Genomic DNA, 22,079 nt, shown 5'->3' with positions numbered 1-22,079 from the left:
GCCGCTAATCCCGAGATCGCGGGCGGTCTGCGCGACCGGGTTTCCCTGCGCGACCAAATCCAGGGTTCGACGCCGGAACTCCGGCGGGTGGGCAGCAGGCCTCACGGACTCCTACCGAGACGATTATCGTCTCGACTCAAGTGTCCGGGAAACCGGGTCAGGCTCCATTCAATGCTGGGCGGGACTGGGTTGGCAGCGATCTCAGAGGACGCCAATTACGTGGCACTTGCGCACGAAGAGGGAATTTCCGGGTACTTCGCCCTGCGCCGCGAGCGGGCGCACTAACCTAAGCTCGACCACCGCGAAGACCCCGCGACATCCATCGAAGTGGAGCAGTTACGCGCCAGGACCGACTTGATGTGATTGCGGTGACGATCGCTTCATGCCGGGCGACCACCTGTTGAAGCTCAGCCTCGTGAGCAGCATTTATAGCTTCAATCTCCTCCGCCTTTGCCGCCTCTATATCTGCGGAGCGATGCGCGAGTCCCTCCTGCTGGCGAGTGGCAAAAGCGTCGCCGCTCAACTTGTTCGCACGGTTGCGCTCTCTTTCAATAGCGCCGGCCGTCACCAAACGCGCGCGTTCCTGGCTTAGTGCTGCTGTGGTGAAGAATTGCTGTAGGAATGTTCCCGTCTCTGCAGAAGCAGCTTCTAACAGAAAGCGATTCACGGTTGAGCTGGCGTCGTCGTCAAGACTGAGCACTCCCAGTCCATGCGAATGTCCGAAAGCGAAAGTCCTTGCTGGATATGCCCGGGTTAGCTCCGACCACAGTCGCCATACCCCGAAAGACTCCTGGTGTTCATTGATGTCATGAAACAAGATGACGCCCCGGTCAGACATTTTTGGCAACCAGGTGGCGTAGTCAGTCGTGACCGCATCGTACGTATGAAAGCCGTCGATGTGGAGGAGGTCAACAGAGCCATCTTCGAAGTGAGGAGCTGCGTCTGAGAAGCTCGTGCGGAGAGTCGACGCTAGGTCGGCAAAGTCCTTGCGCAAGACGCGACCCACTGACTCGAAGACTTCGTCACCCATGGAGCCAGCTTGTGAATCGCCCAGCCAATGATCGATGGCAATGCATTGGCCGTCAACGTCGAACTCCTTCATCGCCTCACAGAATGCGAAAAAGCTCGCGCCGCGATGCGTGCCCAGCTCTACGAGGCGTCGCGGTCGGTGCAACGCCACGATCGAGAACGCGAAGGGAAGGTGGCCACTCCACGCTGACTTGACGCGGTACTTGGTCTGGCGCAGCGCGGCGAGCATTGCCAATTGGCTGGGTGACCAGTGGCCCTCTAGCGTTCCCGCCGACGAATCGACGCGGGTGTTCGCCGGTAGGGCCGGGAAGGCATTGGGGACACGGTCGTGCGTCGGCTTGGTCACAGGATCGAGGATAGTGGCACACCTGCCCCGACGTCGGGGCGGACCACACGCTCGCGATGGGCGAAGGTGAATAATGCTGGGCGGCTAGGTAAACGACTGGACAACGGGCCCGACCTCCGTCGAAACGGGAGGGCGCGAGGGAAAGTAGGCTGAACCTCATGACGTCTGAGCGCGAAGAAGTTCCACGGGCGGTTCTCGAGGGCCTGACGCGGGAAGAACTCATCCTGCTCGTCGAAGAGTATCGGGCGGTCGCGCAGGACCGGGCCCGTCGTTTGTCCGCCAGCGTGGTGAATGCAACTGTCGCGACGAGGCCTCCTGGCGAGGCCGAGGCAATCCTCAACCGGCGAGTGGTGAAGTTCGCGCTAGCGGCAGTTCGACCCTTCGAGCCCGCCTACGTCAAGGTAAAACCTCGTCTCGCCAGGTTGCGTGCGCGGCTCAGAGGTTCACAGCGGGGGGCTGAGTAGGTGCTCGGCGAAGTTCGCAAGATCCAGCATCTAGACGCCAATCACGCCCTCGGTCTCCTTGCGTCAGCGCGGGACGTAACGGTCGTCATCCCCGTCTACAACGGCGGCGATGTTGTCAAGCGTTGTTTGGACTCGGTTCTGGCGACGGATTTGCCGCATGGTCTAGAAGTGATCGTCATTGACGACGCTTCTCCTGACGTCCATACCCAGCGAATCCTTAGCTCGTACCAGTCCATACCGCGGCTGCGAGTTCTCAAGAATGAGGAGAATCTGGGCTACACCAAGACCGTCAACCGTGGGCTCGCTGAAGCCGGCGAGACGGACGTCATCTTGCTCAACAGCGACACAGAGGTGGGGCCACTCTGGATTCAGAGATTGAGGTTGGCGGCGTATTCAGGCGCGAAGGTCGCCGCCGTATCTGCGGTTTCGGATAACGCTGGTGCTTTGGCTGTGCCGGTTGCTGGCCAGTACAACGATTGGTCGAGCGAGTACGGCTGGCGCAACACGAGTCGCGCCGTATTACAGCGAACACCGCAGATCACGATCGAAGCTGCCACAATTCACGGTTTCTGCGTCTACCTCAGGCGCGATGCTTTGGGTGATGTGGGCACCTTCGATGAAGACCGATTCCCTCGAGGCTATGGAGAAGAGAACGACTGGTCGATGCGTGCTCGTGAGCGCGGGTGGACCCTAGCAATCGCGCCACAAGTGATGGTGCATCACGAGAAGGGTGCCAGCTTCGGCCCTGAGCGCGAGCAGTTGATGGAACAGGCTGGCAAGACAGTCGACTCTGCGTGGCCGCACTATCGACGTGACGTTCGCGAATGGATGAGTTCACCGGCGATGCGGGAGATGCGTGAGCACTTCGTCGCCATTCAGTCCGCGACTCGAGCCTCGGTCTCGAAGCCGCGACGCGCATATGTGGTGCACATGTCAGGCGGTGGAACGCCCGCCACCAACATCGACTTGATGACCGCTCTCGAGCACGATCAGGAGTCTTTCCTCCTCACCGTGAGCCCATCAAGAGTCGAGTTCTCGACGGTCAACGGTGGCCTACCGAGGGTGGTCGAATCCCTCAACCTCAAGCCCCAACTTCGGATCGCCGACACCTGGAGAACTGATCTCGCCGTCTTTCTTGCGCGAATCTTCGCAATGTACTCGATCGAACTGGTGCACATCAGGCATCTCATCAATCAGCCGCTCGAGACGCTCCCCACGGTGCTCGAGAGATTGGGAATCCCCTTCATCGTCTCGACTCATGACTTCTACTACGTGTGCCCTTCAGTGAATCTCATCGACGGTGAAGGCAAATACTGCGGCGGGGTGTGCACCCCGGGAAACTCGCGCTGTAGCTTGCCATCCACCTTCGTCGCGGACGCCGTTTCCCTCAAGCATGACGGTGTTTACCGTTGGAGGGAACGGGCGCAGAAGGTCTTTGCAGGCGCCCAATCGGTTGTTGCGACAACGGTGTCAGCGCGCGACGTTTACACTCAGCACTTCCCTGAGCTGTCGAGCAAAGTTGTCGTCATCGAGCACGGTCGGGATGACCTATCGCGCGCGGCTTTCCGCGGCGACAAGACGGATCGTCCCGCTGGCCCCCTGCGGATATTTTGCCCTGCAAACTGGGGGCTGCAGAAGGGCGCGGGCCTGGTTGCCGAGCTTATTGAGGCGACGAGCCCGCTCGTAGAGTGGCACCTTGCGGGGAAGATGTCGGCAAAGGTCCACCCACTAGCAGTAGACCACGGACCGTACGCCCGCGATGACTTCGGAGCTTTGGTTGAGTCGATTTCTCCGGACCTCGGGGGCATCTTTTCCATCGCACCAGAGACGTTCTCTCACACTCTGTCTGAGCTGTGGTCCATGGGCCTGACGGTGCTGTCAACTGATCTTGGTGCCGTGGGTGACCGAGTTAGGGAGAAGGGTGGGGGAGTGCTTTTCGATGTCGACAAGCCGGAGGACTTCGTTGACTTTCTTCGTGCATCCGCGCAAACGTTGCTGCGGGGGGAGAGCCTCGAGCTTCCAGCTCCTCCAGTAGTCGTATCGCGGAGCCGGACGACTATGGCCGGCGAGTATTTGGACCTGTATGCGCGTGCGTCGAGGATGGTTCAGCCTCAGACAGTCGGGGTGGCAACGGCGTCCGGACGGGGGGCGCCTTTCGTCCGAATCGAGAGCAAGCTACAGAGGTACTTCGATAGTCCTACCGTGGCGTTTCGAGCGTTCGATCCGATCGACTATGCACTTGGCCTGGATCCGACTCCGTTCGACAGCATGCTGGTCCAAAGGGACGCGCTCAAGGCAGCCAACTCCGAATCCCTCCGAAAGATCGCCGATGCTCGAGGTATCCGAATTACGGCAGATTTTGACGACGACTTGTACTCAGAGGCGGCAACGGAGCGATCGGTTCCAGACACGGTGGCCTCTGCACGGCGGCTCTTGAGTATCTCCGACTCTGTTGTCGTCAGCACGGAAGAGCTCGGGCGAAGCGCTCGGAAGCTTGGCGCTCATCGCGTCATCGTTCACCCGAATCTCGTTGACGAATCGGCCTGGTCGCCTGGCGAACCTTCGCAGAAGAGATCCCCTTGGCGTATCCGCCGTAAGCGACTTGTGCGGTGGGTCTATTGGGGCACGAATACTCATGCGGAGGACCTTGAGCTTCTGAAGCCCGTATTTGAAGCCCTGGGCCAGCACCCTGCGCTAAGGATCGAACTGGACGTAATCGGTGTGACCGAGGCGGACGAGACATGGTTCAACCGAATCCATGTACCCCGTGGCTCCCTCGCTTATCGCGATTTCGCCCATTGGCTGGCACTGACCCGCAACCGACGTCATTGGCACGGAGGCGTAGCTCCCCTTGCAGATGACCCTTTCAATCTTGCGAAGAGCGACCTCAAGGTGCTTGAGTACACCTTCCTTAACCTGGGCTCGATTGCGAGCAACATCGGTCCGTACGCGTTGCTGGCCGATCGCGGGCTCACGGTGTGTGACAACACAGTGGACAGCTGGTCGTCGGCGATCGCAGAGGCCTCTTCGGAGGCGCGGTTCATGCCGTCAGCTGAGCTCGCAAGGTACGCGCGGGAAGAACGCTCGCTGAAGCAGCAGGGTGTCCTTGATTCGTGGCTGGAAGAGATTCTTCCCAGCCGCTGAGGAGGCCAGACGTGGGGCCAGCTAGAGCCGAACGGCGTCGGCGCCCGACGTGACACCGCGCGTGTCGAACAGAACCTTGGCACTGGATGTGATCCGGGCCAGATCGTAACCCCGGTGTGCCTGCAGGAGAATCACCAAGTCGTTGTCCGCGGCGGCGGTCACGGGATCAGCGACCGTCGTGAGCGAGAGTGACTCAGTGGACCACTCGTCTACGTAGGGGTCGTGATACGAGACCACACATCCGCGTGCGGCGAGGCGGTCGGCAATGTCGGTCGCCGGTGATTCCCTTTGATCCGAGATGTTCGCCTTGTAGGTCACCCCGAGAAGTAAGACTCTGCTGCCGTTGAGTGGCAGTTTGTGCTCATTGAGGAGATCTTGCGCACGACTGACGATGTATTGGGGCATCGAGTTGTTGATCTCTTGCGCGAGCTGCACAAATCGGAACGGATGCCCGAGCTTTCGCTGGACCTCGTAGCTCAAGTAGTTGGGATCGATCGGAATGCAGTGGCCCCCCACGCCAGGTCCGGGGTAGAACGCTTGGAAACCGAATGGCTTCGTCGCGGCAGCATTGATAACGTCCCAGATGTCGATGTCGAGCTCTTTGCAGAACTTCGCCATCTCGTTGACCAAGGCGATGTTGATGTGCCGGTAGGTGTTCTCGAGAAGCTTCGCGGTCTCGGCCTCCCGGGAGCCTCGTGTCTGTACTACTCGCTCGACGAAGCGGGAGTAGAACGTGACACTCTTCTCGGTGGACGCAGGAGTGACACCTCCCACAACTTTGGGCGTATTGGTCAGCCCGTACGTCGCGTTACCCGGGTCGATGCGTTCCGGCGAAAACGCGAGGTAGAAGTCCTCGTCGATTCGGTGGCCCTCTGCCTGGAAGATGGGCAGGAGCAGCTCGTCCGTCGTCCCGGGATACGTCGTGGATTCAAGAATGATGAGGCAACCGGGAGACAGGTGCTTCGCCACCGACCGTGCGGCGCCTTCGACAGCCCTCAAGTCCGGTTCTCCGGCTTCCCCGAGAGGAGTCGGCACACAGATCACGACGACGTCCGCCGACGACACCACGGACACGTCGTCACTAGCCTGATAGCCGAGATCGAGCATCTCGCGCACGTCGCTATCGCTGAGGTCGTCGATGTGCGATGAGCCCGCGTTCAGGAGGGAAACCGTGTCTTGATTCAAGTCGAGCCCGGTGACGCTGAGTCCTGCGCGAGCCATGCCCTGCGCGAGCGGGAGCCCGACGTATCCCTGTCCGACGACGACAACCCTGATTTGTGAGTCCACGATGTTTTTCTCCACGAGGTCCGCGCCGACGTGGCGCACTTTTCCAGGCTAGTGCAGGTCCAATTGGCGACCGACCTCCGCGCCGACAGCGCGATAAGGTCTCATGGTGAATGTTGACGCGCTAGCGATTGCAGACTCTTTCCTTATCGAATCACCGATGTTCGAGGACGAGCGCGGCTCCTTCTCAGAAACCTTCCTCACCGACGTCCTCCAAGACAGCGCGGGGCACCGCTTCACCCCGCGTCAAGCGAACACTTCGGTCTCTCACCGCGGCGTACTGAGGGGCGTGCACTTCGCGGACGTCCCCACAGGGCAGGCGAAGTACGTGAGTGTTGCCCGCGGGGCGATCATCGATTTCATTGTCGACATTCGAGTCGGTTCGCCCACCTACGGGCAGTGGGACTCCGTTGTGCTTCAGGCAGACAAGCGGCGCTCCGTGTATCTCGCCGAAGGCCGTGGTCACGCGTTCCTTGAGTTGGAGGACAACTCCACGGTCACGTACTTGGTGTCAGGCGTGTATCGCCCCGCCCACGAACACGGCATTAGCCCTCTGGACGCAGAACTCGCACTGGTGATCCCCGACGCTGTCGGCGCACCTCTCCTTTCTCCGAAAGATGCCGCAGCCCCGACGTTGCGGAAGGCTCAGGAGCAGGGCCTGTTGCCGAGGTGGGACGAATGCGTGGCGTGGTACCGACGGGAAGGTGGCGATCGATGAAGGGCATCATCTTGGCGGGCGGCTCAGGCACGCGCCTGTGGCCGATTACCAAAGGCATCTCCAAGCAGTTGATGCCGATCTACGACAAGCCCATGATCTACTACCCGCTCTCTACGCTCATGATGGCGGACATCCGTAATGTTCTTGTCATCACGACTCCCGAACAGAACGCACAATTCCAGGCGCTGCTCGGCGACGGATCTCAGTTGGGGATGTCGATCACCTACGCTGTGCAGCCCAGCCCCGATGGCCTAGCACAAGCCTTCATCATCGGGGAAGAGTTCATCGGCTCAGACAACGTTGCGCTTGTACTCGGTGACAACATCTTCCATGGTTCGGGGTTGGGATCGTCTCTGAGGTCACTCAACCAGATCGACGGAGGAGTGATATTCGCCTACCAAGTGGCCGACCCAACTGCCTATGGAGTCGTGGAGTTCGACGACTCCATGACCGCAGTATCGATTGAAGAGAAGCCCGCAGAACCGAAGAGCCAATTCGCGGTTCCCGGGCTCTACTTCTATGACAACACCGTCGTTGAAGTTGCCAAGAACATCACACCGAGCGCTCGTGGCGAGCTCGAGATCTCATCCGTAAACGACCACTACCTCCAATTGGGCAAGTTGCAGGTGAGCGTGCTCGACAGGGGGACCGCGTGGCTGGATACCGGAACCGTGGACTCGATGATGGAGGCTGCCGAGTACGTCCGCGTGATCGAGCACAGGCAGGGCCTCAAGATCGGCTGTGTGGAGGAGATTGCGTGGCGCGCTGGATGGATCAGTGACGATCAACTGCGTGAGCTCGCGCGCCCGCTCGTCAAGAGCGGCTACGGCACCTACCTCGAGCGGCTCGTGAACCGCTGAGCTAACGTCAGAAGGAAGGGCGCGCGACGCTCCGCCACCCCGCGTAGTCGTGTACGAAGTCGCACCGCCGGAGCGGGTGGTATTCCCGATTCAGCAAGGAGATGCGTCCCGCGGTCCCACGCCGCGCGAATCGCGGAGTCGTCGATGGCTGACGCGGCCAGGCCGGCGGTCGAAACATCCAGGGAAGAAAGCAGACGGGGCGCTGCTCGGCACGCGCGTCGCGCAGCTTCGCTATCAACCTCTGCGTCGACCACCGCCGCGTCCCAAACGCGACCCTCTTCTTCACCGAAGATAAGCGACTCAGGAGCGCCGAACTTCTGGGCAGAGGACAGCGTTCGCGCAACAACGGTGAGCTGTAGGTCACGGGCCTCCTTGACGGCCTTCTTCAGCTGAGGGCTAGGTCCAAAGGCCTCGGTAAACAGCGCGACTCGTGGCGGCAAGCTGTGTTGTGTGAGCACATCCGCCCAAACGTCTACAGGGTCCACGCCTGTCCACAGGTGCTCACGCACGAGTTGGACATAGTTCGGGTAGCGCTGGTTCAGGATCTTTTCATGGGCCGCCCGAAGTCGGGCACGTCGAGTGGAGCGAAAGCTCCTCGCCCCCTCATGCTCGACGAGAACCCGATTCGCCATGACAGAGCGCCATCCGGCACGCCCGATGCGCAGGCAGAAATCATTCTCCTCTCCGTAACCGGGCGAAAACGCTGGATCAAAGAGGCCATGGGCGTCCACTACATCTCGCCTTACAGCGAGACAAAAGCCCATCGCGACAGGTGCATACGTGAAGCGTGGAAGCCTCGTCTTGAGCAGAAGGTGCACCCACTCCGAGTGCGCGAAGCTTCGCGATGGGCGGGCCCGAGCAGTGCGGAACGGGAAACTCGCGATGGTGGCGTTATTGCTACGAGCGCACACCGCGCCATGGTTACTTCGGGCGTGCAGGACCTCGCCTAACTCGTCGAGACCTCCCTGAGGGAGAATTGCGTCACTATTGAGAATTAGGACATCGTTGCCACTCGAATCAAGTTCGAAGACCGCGCGATTGCAGGTATGCACGAAGCCCAAGTTGCGGATGTTCCGCTCGTATCGAAAGGCCGGGTTCACGTCGCACGTTGCCTTCAGCAGGCTCTCGAGCTGATCGAAGTCCGGACCGCGATCGTTGACGAACAGAACGGCGTCTTTGGACTGATCAATAGAGTCAACGAGCGACTCCACACAGCGTAAGAGACTCGGCGCATCACCGTACACAGGCACGACCACGGTGATGGGGCGTCGACTAGCCACCGGGGTGCTCCGCCCGACGTAGCTTTCGCCTTACCGACCCCACGGGATCAGTCAGGAAGTTTCGCGTGCGAGTGACCAGGCGACGATAGCGATACCGAACGATGACGCCCAGTCTCGAGCGGCCGGGTCGATAACCGACTTTTGCGAACCACTCGTCGGCAACGTCACCTGACGAGCGTGGGACTGCGGAAGCGACCGCTGAGAGTCGTTCAATCGCGGCTAAGTTGCTCCACTCTGGAGAGGCGAGCGACTCGGCGTGCTGCCGAGCAGCCAGCGCATGAAGCCTCAGAAGGTCCGGAGCTTCGATGTAGCGCTGTAGGCGGTCGGCGAGCTGGCCGGGCGCATCTGCATCGAAGAGGAAGCCGTTGTGGGTGTCCTTAACCAGTTCGGCACTTCCCCCGCTGTTCGTTGCGATCACGGGCTTCCCGAGCCAAAGGTATTCCAAGGTTGTCCTACCGAACGCTTCTTGGGTTGACGGAGTGACGCACACGTCCGCGGCCGCGCAGAAAGGCCAAGGGTTGGACTGTTCGCCGACGATCGAGAGATAGTCGGCGACACCCAGTTGGTGGGAGCGGGAGCGCAGTTTGCGGGGATGGTCTGGTTCCATGGAGGCCCCGACCAGGCACACGCTCGCGGCGAAACCACGACGGTGGAGCTCGCCGAGAGCTTCAACCACGCGCCATTGCCCCTTCGACGGAGCAAGCCGACCGACCACCGTGATCTTGAGGCCGGCATCACGCTCGGGGAAGGCCCGCGCGGCCAAGGGCTCTGCGGCTTGAACCTGCACCTGAGCGCTATCGACCGTGGGGTACACGACGACGAGCTTTTTCGCGTCGACGAAAGGCTGGAGGTGCTTCTTCACCGCATGTGAGTTCACCACGACAAGTTCCGACAACCGGCCGATGTCAGTCAGCGTCTGTTCGCGACCCGACACGAAACGCAGCCCATGATCAAGGTCGCCAAACTCTCGCACGATCCACGCGTGTGGGATGCCCAGCGATTGCGCAACGAACGCCCCCCAGGGTGCGACAAGCGTGTTTGTCACGACGAGATCTGGGCGTCGGGACTCCATAAGTCGGCGGATAGTCTTGACTGCCAGGTAGTCCTTCGAGGCGCGGTAGGCGACGGACTCGCAATCGGCTTCATGTGGCGGTACCGCCCACCCCGAGTAGGGAACTAGCGAATACGCCCAGGAGCGGGCGCGCAGTTCTTCGACGAGCAACCCCGCTGGTGCTCGCGTAATGAAATACGGCTCAAGGGTTGGCTCTGCTGCGATCCAGTCATCGATCAATTTCAGAAGGGACCGCTCGGAGCCGCCGAGGTGGTCTATCGCCGAACTGTGGTTGACGAAGTAGACCAGCACGGTGAGCACTCTACCGGCGGAGGGTCAGGCCATGCGTATTCACCGCGGCCCGACGGGGAGGGCCCCTAGAATGGGGCTCTTCGCGATCGAGGGTGTAGTCGGGTGAGCGCGTCGGTGGCCGGGTAGGGGTCGAGGTCTCCCGGAGGATGGAAGTTCTTCACGCTCGCCATCCCGAAAGACCTCGACGTGCTCAACCCTACGTTCGCGACCCCTGACGTGACCACGTTCTGCCGTCTCGACGAGCTCGGGCTCGTCGCTGTCGGTCAGTTGATCGAGCGGGACCGGGCGACGATCGAGTGCCGGCCGGTGGAGACAGACCCGTGGTGTCGGAAGTGCGGCGCGGAAGGCGTCGCCCGTGACAGCGTCACGCGTCGGCTGGCGCATGAGCCGTTCGGGCACCGGCCGACGACGCTGCTGGTGCGGGTGCGGCGGTATCGGGGCGGTCACTGCCGCCGGACGTGGCGGCAGGACATGACACGGGCGGCGGCGCCGCGGGTGAAGATCTCCCGGGGCGGTCTGGAATGGGCGCTGCGGGGCATCGTCGTCGACCACCTCACGGTGACCCGCGTCGCGGCAGGTCTCGGCGTGTCCTGGAGCGCTGCGAACGACGCTGTCCTCGCCGAAGGCAAGCGGCGGCTGATCGACGACCCGGGCCGGTTCGAAGGGGTGACCACGATCGGTGTCGACGAGCACGTCTGGCGTCACACGAGGTTCGGGGACAAGTACGTCACCGTGATCATCGACCTCACCCCGGCCCGCAACAAGACGGGCCCCGCGCGGCTGCTGGACATGGTCGAGGGCCGCTCGAAGGCCGTGTTCAAGCAGTGGCTCGCCGAGCGCCCCGCGGAGTGGTCGAAACGGATCGAGGTGGTCGCGATGGACGGCTTCTCCGGGTTCAAGACCGCCGCCGCCGAGGAACTGCCCGACGCTGTTCCCGTCATGGATCCGTTCCACGTGGTCCGCCTCGCCGGTGACGCGTTGGATGTCTGCCGGCGTCGCGTCCAGCAGGACCTATTCGGTCGTCGCGGAATGAAAGGCGACCCGCTCTACCAGGCGCGCCGCACCCTGCACACCGGAGCGAGCCTGCTCACCGATAAGCAGCGCGACCGGCTCGACGCACTGTTCGCTGCCGAGGAGCGCGTCGAGGTGGAAGCGACCTGGGGCATCTACCAGCGCATGATCGCCGCGTACCGGGAACCCGACAAGAAGAAGGGCAAGCAGACCATGCAGTCGGTGATCGACGCGGTCAGCACGGGCGTCCCGGCCGCGCTCGTCGAAGTGCGCAAGCTCGGCCGCACCCTCAAGCAACGCGCCACGGACATCCTCGCGTTCTTCGACCGGCCCGGAACGTCCAACGGCCCGACCGAGGCGATCAACGGGCGGCTCGAAAACCTCCGCGGATCTGCGCTCGGCTTCCGGAACCTCACGAACTATGTCGCGCGCAGCCTGCTCGAAGCCGGAGGCTTCAGACCCCACCTACACCCTCGATCGTGAAGAGCCTAGAATGGGCATGCCTCACTCACGCTCGAAAGATCTGGATGTCAAACTTTAGAGAGTTGGTCGCGTCTCGCGAACTGCTCGCGAATCTCACGATGCGTGAGGTCAGCGGCAAGTATCGACGGACCGTCCTGGGCCAGTTGTGGTCCCTCATAAACCCCATTGTGCTGATGCTCGTTTACACGGTGGTGTTCAGCTTCATCTTCCGGGCTCGGCCATCAGAAGGCGATCCCAGCGGCCTGAACATCTACCCTCTCTGGTTGATGTGCGGGCTCCTTCCTTGGCTCTACTTCACGCGAGTGGTCAACGGTGGACTGACCTCGATCGTGTCGAATGCGAACTTGATCAAGAAGGTGTACTTCCCGCGGATGCACCTTCCGCTGTCGGTCGCACTGTCGACCGGGGTGACCTGGGCGATGGAGCTCGGTGTTCTGGCGTTGGCCCTCCTGATTTTTGGGGGAATGCCTTTGCCATTCCTGCCTGTCGTCGTGATCTGGATGGTCCTTCTGGCGTTGTTTGCGGTGGGGCTGGCGATGATGCTCGCGATCCTGAATGTGCATTTCCGCGATACCCAGCACTTCGTCGCCCTGTTGCTGCAAATGTGGATGTACCTTACGCCCATCATTTACCCGATCAGTCTCGTGCGTGAGGGCGCAGAGCAGTACGGGTCGTGGATCATCGAGGTTTATCGCTTGAACCCGATGGAGCGATTCGTCGAGGTCTTCCGCAATCTTCTGTACGACAACCGCCTCCCGTTGTGGGACGACGCTTTGTGGTGCGTAGGTTGGGCCGGGGTTGTTTTCGCATTGGGGTACCTGGTCTTCCAGAAAAACGAAAAGCGATTGGCGGAGCTATTGTGAGTGAGGCCGCCGTCGTCGTCGATCACGTGTCGAAGAAGTTCCGGATGTACAAGGAGCGGAATCAATCGCTCAAGGCCGCGGTCATGCGGGGCAAGAAGGCTGTCGCCGAGGATTTTTGGGCAGTGCGGGACGTGAGTTTCGACGTCCCCAAGGGTGCGACGTTCGGCTTGATCGGTCGCAACGGTTCAGGAAAGTCCACGTTGCTGAAGTGCCTCGCGAGAATCCTCCACCCCGACGAAGGCTCGATTACGATGAAGGGTAAGGCGGCCTCGCTCCTGGAGGTGGGTTCGGGATTCCACCCCGAGCTCTCGGGTCGAGAAAACGTCTTCCTCAATGGGTCGATCTTGGGCCTGTCCAAGAAGGAAATTACGGCTCGATTCGATGAGATCGTGGAGTTTTCCGGCGTGGAGAAATTCATTGATCAGCCCGTGAAGAACTACTCGTCAGGCATGTACGTGCGGCTCGGATTTTCCGTGGCAATTCATGTCCAGCCCGACATCTTGGTCGTCGACGAGGTGCTAGCGGTCGGCGATGGCGCGTTTAAGAAGAAATCGCAAGACAAGTTCATCGAGTTCACCAAGTCTGGCCGCACCGTCATCCTCGTGACGCACTCACTCGCTCAGGTACGCGATATGTGCGATCAAGTTGCCTGGCTTGACCAGGGCAAACTAGCGGCCGTGGGCGACGCGGTGGAGGTCACCAAGCAGTATCAAGCGCACCTGGATGCAGCCGGAGCCTAATCTGCCTTATGAGCCGCGGCGCGCGCCTTTCTCGACGGCGCGCACCTGTACCCGCGACCGCACACTCAGCCCGATGTTCAGTACAGTGCGCACCGGCCACCACTGCCCGCCGGTGTACTTGCGGTTGACAAACTGGCGTGCGCTGTCGTGGTGGGCGCGCACCATGCGGGCCGAGCTACCGGCCGTCGAGTGACCTCCGATGTGGGTGGCTCGTGCCGAAGGCTCGAAGACGTTGCGCCAGCCCGCCTTGCCGAAGCGGTAGCCGAGGTCAACATCCTCAAAGTACATGAAATAGCCCTCGTCAAAGCCCCCGGTGTCGGTGAACGCCGCGCGGCGCACCAGAAGACACGCACCAGAAAGCCACCCGGCGTCGCGACGCGTCAGCGCGTCCGTCGAGTCTTGCTTGTAGGCCTTCGTCCACGGGTTCGATTGCCAGATGTTCGCGAACAGCGCGTGGCCGACACCTGTCCTCAACGAGGGCACACGGCGAGCTGAGGGGTAGACGCTGCCATCGATGTTGAGGATCGCCGGGCCGACTGAGGCGATGCGTGCGTCCGTTTCGGCGGTCGCGAGCAGGGCGTCGATGCTGCCGGGCGCGAGCTCAAGGTCGGGGTTGCAAATGAGCACCCACTCGACGCTCTGGGGCAAAAACGGCTGCCCGGCGTTGATTGCGGCGCCGTAGCCGGGATTCTCGGGCCGGGCGACGTAGGTGGCGCCGAACCGGTGAGCGATGGGAGACGCCGACTCATCGTCGCCGGGAAAGTTGTCGACCACGACAACCGACAGGGGCTCTGTCGACGCGTCCGCGAGTGACGCAAGTAGTTTCTCGAGCACGGCGTTTGATCGATAGGCGACCGTCACCACCCCGACTCGGGGTGCCGGGCGAGCGCCCGACTCGTCGCTCGATTCAGCCATGGTGCTCCCGATCCTAGCCCGGGCCCTCACCTAGGCTGGCGGGGTGACCGCAGCCCCCACCGCACCGCTGACCGTGTCGGTCGTCATGTGCACGCACAACGGGGCCGGCTTCGTGGCGGAACAGGTGACGAGCATCCTCGCCCAGCGCCCAGCGCCCATCGAGATCGTGCTCGGCGACGACGACTCGCGTGACGGCACCGTCGAGATCGTCGAACGGCTGGTCGGGGAGGTGCGCGCCGCCGACCCCGCAGTCACGACCGAGCTGAGCGTGCGCCGCCACACACCCCCGCTCGGAGTCACCGCCAACTTCGCCGACGCCCTCGCGCACGCGCGCGGCGACCTGATCGCGCTCAGCGACCAAGACGACAGCTGGATGCCCGACAAACTGGCCGTCGTCGTCGACCGATTCGCACACGACCCGCAGCTGCAGCTCGTGCACACGGACGCGCGCCTCATCGACGGAGACGGCAACCCACTCGGCGGCACGCTGCTGAGTGCACTCGAGATCACGACGCAGGAGAAGGTCGACCTCGTCGCTGGCGATGCTCAGGCTGCGCTCTTGCGGCGCAATCTCGTGACGGGCGCGACCGTCGTCCTGCGACGCGAACTGCTCGAGCACGCGCTGCCGATTCCGGGGGAGTGGGTGCACGACGAGTGGCTCGCCGCCGTTGCCGCGGGCATGAGCGAGCAGGCGGGCGCCGTACGGCTGATTCCCCGACCGCTCATCGACTACCGGCAGCACGACGCCAACCAGATCGGCGCCCGGCGCCCGACAATGAGCTATCGGTGGGCGAAGCTCACCGAACCCCGCGATGGCCGTCAGCCTCGGCTCGCACAGCGCACCCAACAGCTGGCCGATCGCCTGCGCGAGAAAGGCGCCCCCACCGCGCGGCTCGCACGAGCGGAGGCGAAGCACGCCCATGAAGCCGCGCGCGCCCACTACCCGGCAGCCCGGCTGCTGCGCGTTCCCGCCATCATCGGCGCGGCGGTGCGTGGCCGCTACGGCCGCTACAGTCGCGGCGGAATCGACATCGTGCGCGACCTTTTGCAACCGGCGACGGAAAGGCAGAAGCGGTGACGCGCATCCTGATCGTGACGGGCGACCCCGTCGGCGACCGCATGGCGGGGCCCGCGATTCGGGCGTGGAACATCGCGCTCGAACTGCAACGACACGGGCACGAGGTGCGCCTCGTCAGCACCACCCGTGCCGACCGCGCCGACACCGGCGTACCCCTCAGCCACGTCGCTCCCGGCGATGAGGCCGGTATTCGGGTGCACGAGCGCTGGGCCGACGTCGTGTTCTTCCAGGGGCACGCGCTCGGGCAGTTCCGCACACTGGCGAGCACCGACCGGTACCTCGTGGCAGACGTCTACGACCCGATGCACCTCGAGATGCTCGAGCAGGGCCGCGAGCTACCTGCAGCCACCTGGAACCTTCGGGTCGCCGGCGCCCGCGACGCCCTCAACGATCAGCTGCGACGCGCCGACTACCTCCTATGCGCGAGCGAACGGCAACGCCTGTTCTACCTCGGCCACCTCGCCTCGCTTGGCCGCATCAGCCCCGCCACGTATGACGGCGACGGCGACCTGCGTCGGCTCATCGACCTCGCGCCGTTCGGACTGTCGACGACGCCGCCCGCTCAGGGAGACGGACTGCGCGGCCGCATCGCCGGCATCGACGGTGACGACCGCGTACTCATCTGGGGCGGCGGCGTCTACAGCTGGTTCGACCCGCTGACATTGATTCGCGCCGTCGCTGCCGTGCGCGAGCGCGTGCCGGGCGTGCGCCTCGTCTTCCTCGGCACGAAGCATCCGGGGGTCGACGAGATGGGCATCGTGCGCGAGGCCTACGACCTCGCCGTCGAACTCGGCGTCGACGGCCGCGAGGTCGTCTTCAACGACACCTGGGTGCCCTACGACGAGCGCGGCGCATACCTGCTCGACGCCGACGCGGGGGTCAGCACCCATCACCGCCACGTTGAGACGACCTTCGCCTTCCGCACGCGCATCCTCGACTACCTGTGGGCGGGGCTGCCGATGGTCGTCACCGACGGCGACGGATTCGCTGACCTCGTGCGCGACGAATCTCTGGGCGTCGTCGTGCCTCCGAACGACGAGGTGGCGCTCGCCGACGCGATCGCACGCGTGCTCGCCGTCGATTCCGACGAGGTGGCCGTGTGGCGCGAGAACGTCGCCCGCGTGCGTGAGCAGTTCACGTGGCCGGAGGTGCTCGCACCGCTCGTCGCGTACTGCGCCGAGCCGTGGCACGCTGCCGACTACGCGCCGGGGCGATCCGGCATGGGGGCGGGGGCGAGTCGTGCGCGGCGTTCCGCCGGGCTCGGGCACGACCTGCGCATGGCGGCCCACCACCTGAGGCATTCCGGCGTGCGCGACGTAACCGCGCGCATCCGTCGCCGTCTGCGGAGATCGTCGTGAACCGCCTGCGCGAGCGCCTTCGGGCCGCGTGGCGGCGTCCGGGCGTTCCCGGCGGGGTGCTCGCCCTCCTCGCTGCTCTCACGCTCGGATCGTGGGCCCTCGCCTCGCCGATCGGCGCCGGGCCCGACGACGACTTTCACCTCGTCAGCACCTGGTGCGCGGGGCCCGCCGTCGACGAGGCGTGCGCCGACGGATCGACCCCTCAGACACGCGAGGTGCCGCGGCCCCTGCTCGAGGCGCCCTGCTTCGCCTACGACCCGGAGGAAAGCGCGGCATGCCAGCTCGGCACCCTCGACTGGTCGGGTGACGGGCCGGGTGTGGCCGTCGAGATCATCGAGACAACCCGCGGCAACTTCGGTGGGGAGTATCCGCCGCTGTACTACGCGGTGAACGGGCTCCTCACGGGGGCGAACGCGGAAGCGGCCGCGCTCGCGATGCGGGCGCTGACGATCGCGCTGTTCTTGGGCGTCGCGACCGCCCTGCACCTGCTCCTGCCCGCCCGCTTGGTGCCGGCGCTGCACGGGGGTTTGCTCGTGACGATGGTTCCGCTCGGGGTGTTCCTGCTCGGCACCAACAACCCCAGCGCCTGGGCCGTGATTGGCGTCGCGCCGAGTGCCATCGCCCTACTCGGATACTTCGAGACGTCGGGAAGGCAGAAACTCGGCCTCGCGGCCGTCTTCGTCGTCGGCGTGCTCATGGCGGCGGGCTCGCGCGCCGACGCCGCCGTCTTCGCCGGGCTCGGCATCGCCGTCATCGGGATGCTCGCCGCGGCTCCCACCAAACGTTTCGTCCTCGACGCGATCCTCCCCGCCGTCATGGGCCTCGTAGCGCTCGCGTTCTTCCTTGCTGCGGGTCAGGCGTCCAGCGGCACGGGAGGATTCGGAGGACCGATTCGCGACGCAACCGGCACCGTCGGTGGTGCCGTCTCCGTGGCCATTCACGAGGCCGCCGAGCCGACGCTCGGCGGTGCCGGGCTGCTGTTCTACAACGTGCTCAACGTGCCCTTCATCTGGTCGGGCGCGTGGGGGCAGTGGGGTCTCGGCTGGCTCGACACATCGATGCCCGCGGTCGTGCCGCTCGCCGGCATGGCCGCATTCGTTGCCCTCGGCTTCGTCGCGCTGCGGGGCGCCGGGGCCCGGGTGATCGGCGCGGTCGCCGTCGTCGTCGCCGCGGTGTGGGCGGTTCCCGTCTACGTGTTGCAGGCGGGCGGCACCATGGTGCCCGACCAGGTGCAGCCGCGCTACCTCTTGCCGCTGATCGTGCTGCTGGGTGTGCTGCTGCTCGTGCGACGGGCGGATAGGCCACTTGTACTGTCTCGCGCCCAGCGTTGGGTGCTCGTCGCGGCGGTCGCAGGCGCCCACTTCGTCGCCCTCCACATGAATCTGCGCCGCTACGTCACCGGAACCGACGAACCCGGCCCCAACCTCGATGCAGGCCTCGAATGGTGGTGGACATGGATGCCCGTGGGGCCCTCCGTTGTCTGGCTGGTGGGGTCGCTCGCCTTCGCAGGTGTCGCTGTGGTGACAACCCGGACATTCACGCCAGCTCAGCCAGCGACCGTTCGGTAGTGCTCGAGTAACTCGGCCGTGCTCGACGCGAGGCTGCGCTTGCCGACGACCCACGCACGGGCACGCTCACGCCACTTCCGTCGTTCGGCTGGCGACAGGGCAAGCACGGTTCCGATCGCCTCGCCAAGCCGGGTGGCGTCGCGTTCCGGCACCACGAACCCGGTGGATGTGTCGCGCACCATCTCGGGGGCGCCGCCGCTCGCATAGGTGACCGTGGGCGTACCGCAGGCTTGCGCCTCAAGCAGTACCAGGCCGGCCGCTTCGCGCCACGAGCCGTCGCGCTGCGTCGGCAGCACAAAAACCTCGGCCGAGCGCATCAGGTCGCGCACGCCGTGGCGGTCAAGGGGGCCCGTGAGCACGATGTGGTCGTGCTCGGTTGCGGCCGCATCGACCAGCGTGCGCTGCGACCCATCGCCCACGATCGCGAGGCGATGGGTCACCCCCCGCGCGCGCAGGCCGATCGAGGCAGCCACCAGGTCGAGAACACCCTTGCGGGGTTCAAGCGCCCCGACGAACAACACGATCGGTTCGTCGGAGCGGTCGGTCTCGACACCCGGTGTGAAGAAGTCGGTGTCGACACCCTGATAGTGCCGAACGAGACGCGACGGGTCGAAGCCCGCGCGCTCGGCGCGGTCGCGAAGAAAGTCGCTCACCGCAAGCACGCGGGTCGCCTCGCGCTTCACTCGGTCAACGCTCGAGCGGTGAAAAAGTCCGACCGGCGCCGCTGACGGTGCGCCGGCCGTGAGGACGTCATAACCGTGCACCGTTGTGACGAACGGCGCGTCGAGGCGCCGCGCCGCGTCGAGCGCGCCATGCGCCCACGTGGCGAAGTGCTGGTGCACCAGGTCGGGCTGGTACGACTCGATGGCTCGGCGCTGGGGGCGCGCGGCGGCAACCGCGCGCAGGGCGCGGGTGCGCCATGAGCCGGCCGTCTCGGCAACGGCGGTGACGACGTCGATGCCGAGGCGAGCATCCTGAACGTCGCTGGCGCGGGCGAAGGCGCGCGCCTCATGGTCGCCCGACACGATCAGACGTTCGGCGTGCTGCGTGACGAAGTACGTCGGGGGAATGCGCAGCAGCCCCGTCGTCACTGCGATGCGCATACGTCTGTCGCCTACGCGATTCCGATGACGCGGTAGGTGGCGCCCGGCCACGCATCGGCACTCGAGATGCGGCGCCCGTCGACGACGGTGCGCACGCCGGGGATGTCCGATGCGCCCACCGTGCGGTACTCGGCGTGGTCGGCCTGGATGACGACGGCGTCGACCGCGTCGCCCAGCGCGTACGGGGTGAAGCCGAGGCGGGTGAGCTCATCGTCGGTGTAGAGCGGGTCGTGCACCCGCACGTCGGCTCCGCGGCGCGTGAGCGACTCGACCGTGCCGAACACACCTGAGAACGCCGTCTCTTTGACGCCGCCGCGATACGCGGCGCCGAGCACGACAACGCGCTCGCCGGCGAGCTCGCCGTGCACGCCCTCGAGCAGGCCGACCGTGTAGTCGGGCATGCCCGCATTCGCTTCGCGGGCTGCGCGCACGATCGTCGCGGCCGGGTCGTTCCAGAGATAGAGCCTCGGGTACACGGGGATGCAGTGGCCCCCGACGGCGATGCCGGGGCGGTGGATATGGCTGTAGGGCTGCGAGTTCGACGCCTCGATCACCTGATAGATGTCGATGCCCGCGGTCGCCGCGTACTGAGCGAACTGATTCGCGAGCCCGATGTTGACATCGCGATAGGTCGTCTCGGCGAGTTTCGCCATCTCGGCCGCCTCGGCACTGCCGAGATCCCACACGCCGTTGCCGCGGGCCAGGTCGGGGCGATCGTCAAAGTCGAGCACCTGCTCATAGAACCGCACCGCTGTCTCGGCGCCCTGGGCCGAGAGACCGCCGACGAGTTTCGGATACTTGCGCAGGTCGGCGAAGACGCGGCCTGTCAGTACGCGTTCGGGCGAGAAAACGAGGTGAAAGTCGCGCCCCTCGGTGAGGCGCGAGACTTCCTCCAGCATGGGCTTCCAGCGTCCGCGGGTCGTGCCGACCGGCAGGGTCGTCTCGTAACTGACGAGCGTGCCCGGCGTGAGGTGTTCGGCGAGCGAGCGGGTGGCGGAATCCATCCATCCGAAATCGGGGCGCGCATCCTGATCGACGAAAAGCGGTACGACGAGTACGACGGCGTCGGCGCCGGGAATCGCCTCCGCGTAGTCTGTTGTCGCCCGCAAGCGTCCGGCACCGACCGTCAGCTCGAGGCCCTGTTGCAGGCCTGCCTCGCCGGGGAACGGCTCGCGTGCCGCGTTCACGGCGGCGACCGTGTCGGCGTTGACGTCGACGCCGGTCACCTCGTGCCCCTTCGATGCGAACTGCACGGCGAGCGGCAGACCAATCTTGCCGAGGGCGATGACAGCGATCTTCACGAAAGTCCTTTGCGAGTGGGGTTGGCGAGTACCGAGTCTAGGGAGCGCGCTCGTCGAGCCTCGCCTCGAGCGCGCTGATGCGATCCGTGAGCCGCGCCTCGGTGAGCACGAGCTCACGCGCGAGATGCGTGTTCGCACGCGCGAGCATGACCGAGCGCTTGTACTCGTTGACGACGTACAGCAGACCGGCCACGAGAGCGAGATAGAAAAGAAGGTCGACGCCGCGACCGACCCCCACCAGGCCAGCGAGCTGGGTGAGGAGGCCCGGCCAGATAATGACCGTCACGCCGGCGAGAAGCACGAGGAGCATGATTACCCGCCGGACCGCAAGGTGACGCGGCCCCGGCTTCGACAGCAGCAGGTACGCGCCGATCAGAACCAGCGCGACAACGAGAATGAGTTGAAACCACACGGCGGGCCTCCTCGGCTAGCGGATCACCAGATCGACGACGATGTTGATCGAGTTGAGCATCGACTGCCCCTTGGCCTTCGAATAGTCGGTGTACCGAATGTGCACGGGGAACTCGGCCCACGGAAGCCCACTGCGGCCGAGCTGGGCCACGATTTCACTCGCGTGCGCCATGCGATCCTGCTGCAGGTTGACGACCTGCGCGGCGTCGATGCGCAGAGCCCGCAAGCCGTTGTGGGCGTCGGTGAGGGTCATACCTGTTGCGGCATTCGTCACCGTAGCGGCGAGCTTGAGGACGAACCGCTTCAGAAACCCCGGGTCAGTGCGGTCGTCGAGAAATCGTGAACCGAGCACGATCGCATACCCATCTCGCTCGCTGAGCCCGACCATCGCGAGCGCATCCTCCACGCGATGCTGACCATCGGCGTCGAACGTCACAACGTACTGACAGCCGGGCTGCGCGCGAGCGTAGGCGATGCCCGTCTGCAACGCCGCCCCCTGCCCCATATTGTGCGGGTGGCGCAGCACCCGGGCGCCCGCCTCTTCGGCGATCACGGCCGAGCGGTCACGCGACCCGTCGTCGACGCAGATCACATTCGGGATGCTCGCGCGCAATTCCCGAATCACGTCACCGACGACCGCTGCCTCGTTGAAGAGCGGAATCACCGCCCAGGTCGCCGCGAGGGCCTCCGCGGAGGCAGGCGTCGACGACTGTTCGGGCATACCGGTTATTCTGTCAGAGCGCGTTACTCTGGCGAGGCG

19 protein-coding genes are annotated in these 22,079 nt (G+C 64.3%); 10 read left to right on the top strand and 9 right to left on the bottom strand.

What is annotated here, in order from left to right; all coding sequences use genetic code 11:
- Window positions 1-286 precede the first annotated feature (286 nt).
- Complete coding sequence (locus CPY97_RS11200) at window positions 287-1,375, bottom strand: class I SAM-dependent methyltransferase (RefSeq protein WP_150129266.1); 1,089 nt, start codon at window positions 1,373-1,375, stop codon at window positions 287-289.
- Between the two features lie 158 nt (window positions 1,376-1,533).
- On the opposite strand from CPY97_RS11200, the gene CPY97_RS11195 reads away from it, so the two are divergent.
- Both CPY97_RS11195 and CPY97_RS11190 read left to right on the top strand, forming a co-directional pair.
- Window positions 1,534-1,839 (top strand): hypothetical protein, encoded by a 306-nt coding sequence (locus CPY97_RS11195; RefSeq protein ID WP_096422779.1) that lies wholly within the window; start codon window positions 1,534-1,536, stop codon window positions 1,837-1,839.
- Complete coding sequence (locus CPY97_RS11190) at window positions 1,840-4,983, top strand: glycosyltransferase (protein ID WP_096422777.1); 3,144 nt, start codon at window positions 1,840-1,842, stop codon at window positions 4,981-4,983.
- A 21-nt stretch (window positions 4,984-5,004) separates the two neighbouring features.
- Here CPY97_RS11190 and CPY97_RS11185 read toward each other — a convergent pair whose 3' ends face one another.
- Complete coding sequence (locus CPY97_RS11185) at window positions 5,005-6,309, bottom strand: nucleotide sugar dehydrogenase (protein WP_269457824.1); 1,305 nt, start codon at window positions 6,307-6,309, stop codon at window positions 5,005-5,007.
- Between the two features lie 64 nt (window positions 6,310-6,373).
- Between CPY97_RS11185 and CPY97_RS11180 the strand changes: the two genes are divergently transcribed.
- Both CPY97_RS11180 and rfbA read left to right on the top strand, forming a co-directional pair.
- A complete protein-coding gene (locus CPY97_RS11180; RefSeq protein ID WP_096422775.1) occupies window positions 6,374-6,985 on the top strand; it encodes a dTDP-4-dehydrorhamnose 3,5-epimerase family protein in 612 nt (203 codons plus the stop codon).
- The gene (gene rfbA / locus CPY97_RS11175) at window positions 6,982-7,845 is read left to right on the top strand and encodes a glucose-1-phosphate thymidylyltransferase RfbA (protein WP_096422773.1); all 864 of its coding nucleotides are present in this window, start codon (window positions 6,982-6,984) and stop codon (window positions 7,843-7,845) included. Before CPY97_RS11180 ends, rfbA begins: the two co-directional genes overlap by 4 nt.
- On the opposite strand, the gene CPY97_RS11170 is transcribed toward rfbA, so the two are convergent.
- Entirely contained in the window at window positions 7,818-9,101 is a 1,284-nt protein-coding gene (locus CPY97_RS11170; protein ID WP_419866124.1) for a glycosyltransferase family 2 protein, read from the bottom strand. The two genes, rfbA and CPY97_RS11170, sit on opposite strands and share 28 nt — an antisense overlap.
- 16 nt (window positions 9,102-9,117) lie before the next feature.
- Window positions 9,118-10,488: a glycosyltransferase family 4 protein gene (locus CPY97_RS11165; RefSeq protein ID WP_161494125.1), complete on the bottom strand. Its 1,371-nt coding sequence runs from the start codon at window positions 10,486-10,488 to the stop codon at window positions 9,118-9,120.
- 186 nt (window positions 10,489-10,674) lie between these two features.
- Here CPY97_RS11165 and CPY97_RS11160 point away from each other — a divergent pair, with 186 nt between their 5' ends.
- The 3 genes from CPY97_RS11160 (at window position 10,675) to CPY97_RS11150 (ending at window position 13,585) form a co-directional block, all read left to right on the top strand.
- Window positions 10,675-11,982, top strand: coding sequence for an ISL3 family transposase (locus CPY97_RS11160; RefSeq protein WP_096422767.1), 1,308 nt, complete (start codon window positions 10,675-10,677; stop codon window positions 11,980-11,982).
- 98 nt (window positions 11,983-12,080) lie between these two features.
- A complete protein-coding gene (locus CPY97_RS11155) occupies window positions 12,081-12,845 on the top strand; it encodes an ABC transporter permease (RefSeq protein ID WP_231923934.1) in 765 nt (254 codons plus the stop codon).
- Window positions 12,842-13,585: an ABC transporter ATP-binding protein gene (locus tag CPY97_RS11150; RefSeq protein WP_231923933.1), complete on the top strand. Its 744-nt coding sequence runs from the start codon at window positions 12,842-12,844 to the stop codon at window positions 13,583-13,585. The genes CPY97_RS11155 and CPY97_RS11150 overlap by 4 nt, the downstream gene beginning before the upstream one ends.
- Window positions 13,586-13,591: 6 nt before the next feature.
- On the opposite strand, the gene CPY97_RS11145 is transcribed toward CPY97_RS11150, so the two are convergent.
- On the bottom strand, window positions 13,592-14,500 hold the full coding sequence (locus CPY97_RS11145; RefSeq protein ID WP_096422763.1) for a glycosyltransferase family 2 protein: 909 nt from the start codon (window positions 14,498-14,500) through the stop codon (window positions 13,592-13,594).
- Between the two features lie 43 nt (window positions 14,501-14,543).
- Here CPY97_RS11145 and CPY97_RS11140 point away from each other — a divergent pair, with 43 nt between their 5' ends.
- Genes CPY97_RS11140 through CPY97_RS11130 form a run of 3 tightly spaced genes read left to right on the top strand, consistent with a single transcriptional unit; the run spans window position 14,544 to window position 18,504 of the window.
- Window positions 14,544-15,578, top strand: coding sequence for a glycosyltransferase family 2 protein (locus tag CPY97_RS11140; protein WP_231923932.1), 1,035 nt, complete (start codon window positions 14,544-14,546; stop codon window positions 15,576-15,578).
- Entirely contained in the window at window positions 15,575-16,936 is a 1,362-nt protein-coding gene (locus CPY97_RS11135; RefSeq protein WP_096422761.1) for a glycosyltransferase family 4 protein, read from the top strand. Before CPY97_RS11140 ends, CPY97_RS11135 begins: the two co-directional genes overlap by 4 nt.
- Window positions 16,933-18,504, top strand: a complete 1,572-nt coding sequence (locus CPY97_RS11130; protein ID WP_161494124.1) for a DUF2142 domain-containing protein — start codon at window positions 16,933-16,935, stop codon at window positions 18,502-18,504. The genes CPY97_RS11135 and CPY97_RS11130 overlap by 4 nt, the downstream gene beginning before the upstream one ends.
- Here the strand turns inward: CPY97_RS11130 and CPY97_RS11125 are convergent.
- From CPY97_RS11125 to CPY97_RS11110, 4 genes are read right to left on the bottom strand one after another with little or no spacing between them, the layout of a single operon-like run.
- Entirely contained in the window at window positions 18,483-19,607 is a 1,125-nt protein-coding gene (locus tag CPY97_RS11125) for a glycosyltransferase (protein ID WP_096422757.1), read from the bottom strand. The two genes, CPY97_RS11130 and CPY97_RS11125, sit on opposite strands and share 22 nt — an antisense overlap.
- 11 nt (window positions 19,608-19,618) lie before the next feature.
- The gene (locus CPY97_RS11120) at window positions 19,619-20,908 is read right to left on the bottom strand and encodes a nucleotide sugar dehydrogenase (RefSeq protein ID WP_096422754.1); all 1,290 of its coding nucleotides are present in this window, start codon (window positions 20,906-20,908) and stop codon (window positions 19,619-19,621) included.
- Window positions 20,909-20,945: 37 nt separating this feature from the next.
- Window positions 20,946-21,320, bottom strand: a complete 375-nt coding sequence (locus CPY97_RS11115; protein ID WP_096422752.1) for a DUF2304 domain-containing protein — start codon at window positions 21,318-21,320, stop codon at window positions 20,946-20,948.
- A 15-nt stretch (window positions 21,321-21,335) separates the two neighbouring features.
- Complete coding sequence (locus CPY97_RS11110; RefSeq protein WP_096422750.1) at window positions 21,336-22,040, bottom strand: glycosyltransferase family 2 protein; 705 nt, start codon at window positions 22,038-22,040, stop codon at window positions 21,336-21,338.
- Window positions 22,041-22,079 lie beyond the last annotated feature (39 nt).

The organism is Microcella alkaliphila, from assembly GCF_002355395.1.
Lineage (GTDB): Bacteria > Actinomycetota > Actinomycetes > Actinomycetales > Microbacteriaceae > Microcella > Microcella alkaliphila_A.
This window is presented reverse-complemented; position numbering and strand designations above follow the sequence as displayed.

Bases quoted from the DNA above. Each gene is read 5' to 3' on its own strand.
- CPY97_RS11155 (WP_231923934.1), top strand. From the start codon at position 12,081: ATGCGTGAGGTCAGCGGCAAGTATCGACGGACCGTCCTGGGCCAGTTG.
- CPY97_RS11125 (WP_096422757.1), bottom strand. From the start codon at position 19,607: ATGCGCATCGCAGTGACGACGGGGCTGCTGCGCATTCCCCCGACGTAC.
- CPY97_RS11110 (WP_096422750.1), bottom strand. From the start codon at position 22,040: ATGCCCGAACAGTCGTCGACGCCTGCCTCCGCGGAGGCCCTCGCGGCG.
- CPY97_RS11195 (WP_096422779.1), top strand. From the start codon at position 1,534: ATGACGTCTGAGCGCGAAGAAGTTCCACGGGCGGTTCTCGAGGGCCTG.
- CPY97_RS11145 (WP_096422763.1), bottom strand. From the start codon at position 14,500: ATGGCTGAATCGAGCGACGAGTCGGGCGCTCGCCCGGCACCCCGAGTC.
- rfbA (WP_096422773.1), top strand. From the start codon at position 6,982: ATGAAGGGCATCATCTTGGCGGGCGGCTCAGGCACGCGCCTGTGGCCG.
- CPY97_RS11180 (WP_096422775.1), top strand. From the start codon at position 6,374: ATGGTGAATGTTGACGCGCTAGCGATTGCAGACTCTTTCCTTATCGAA.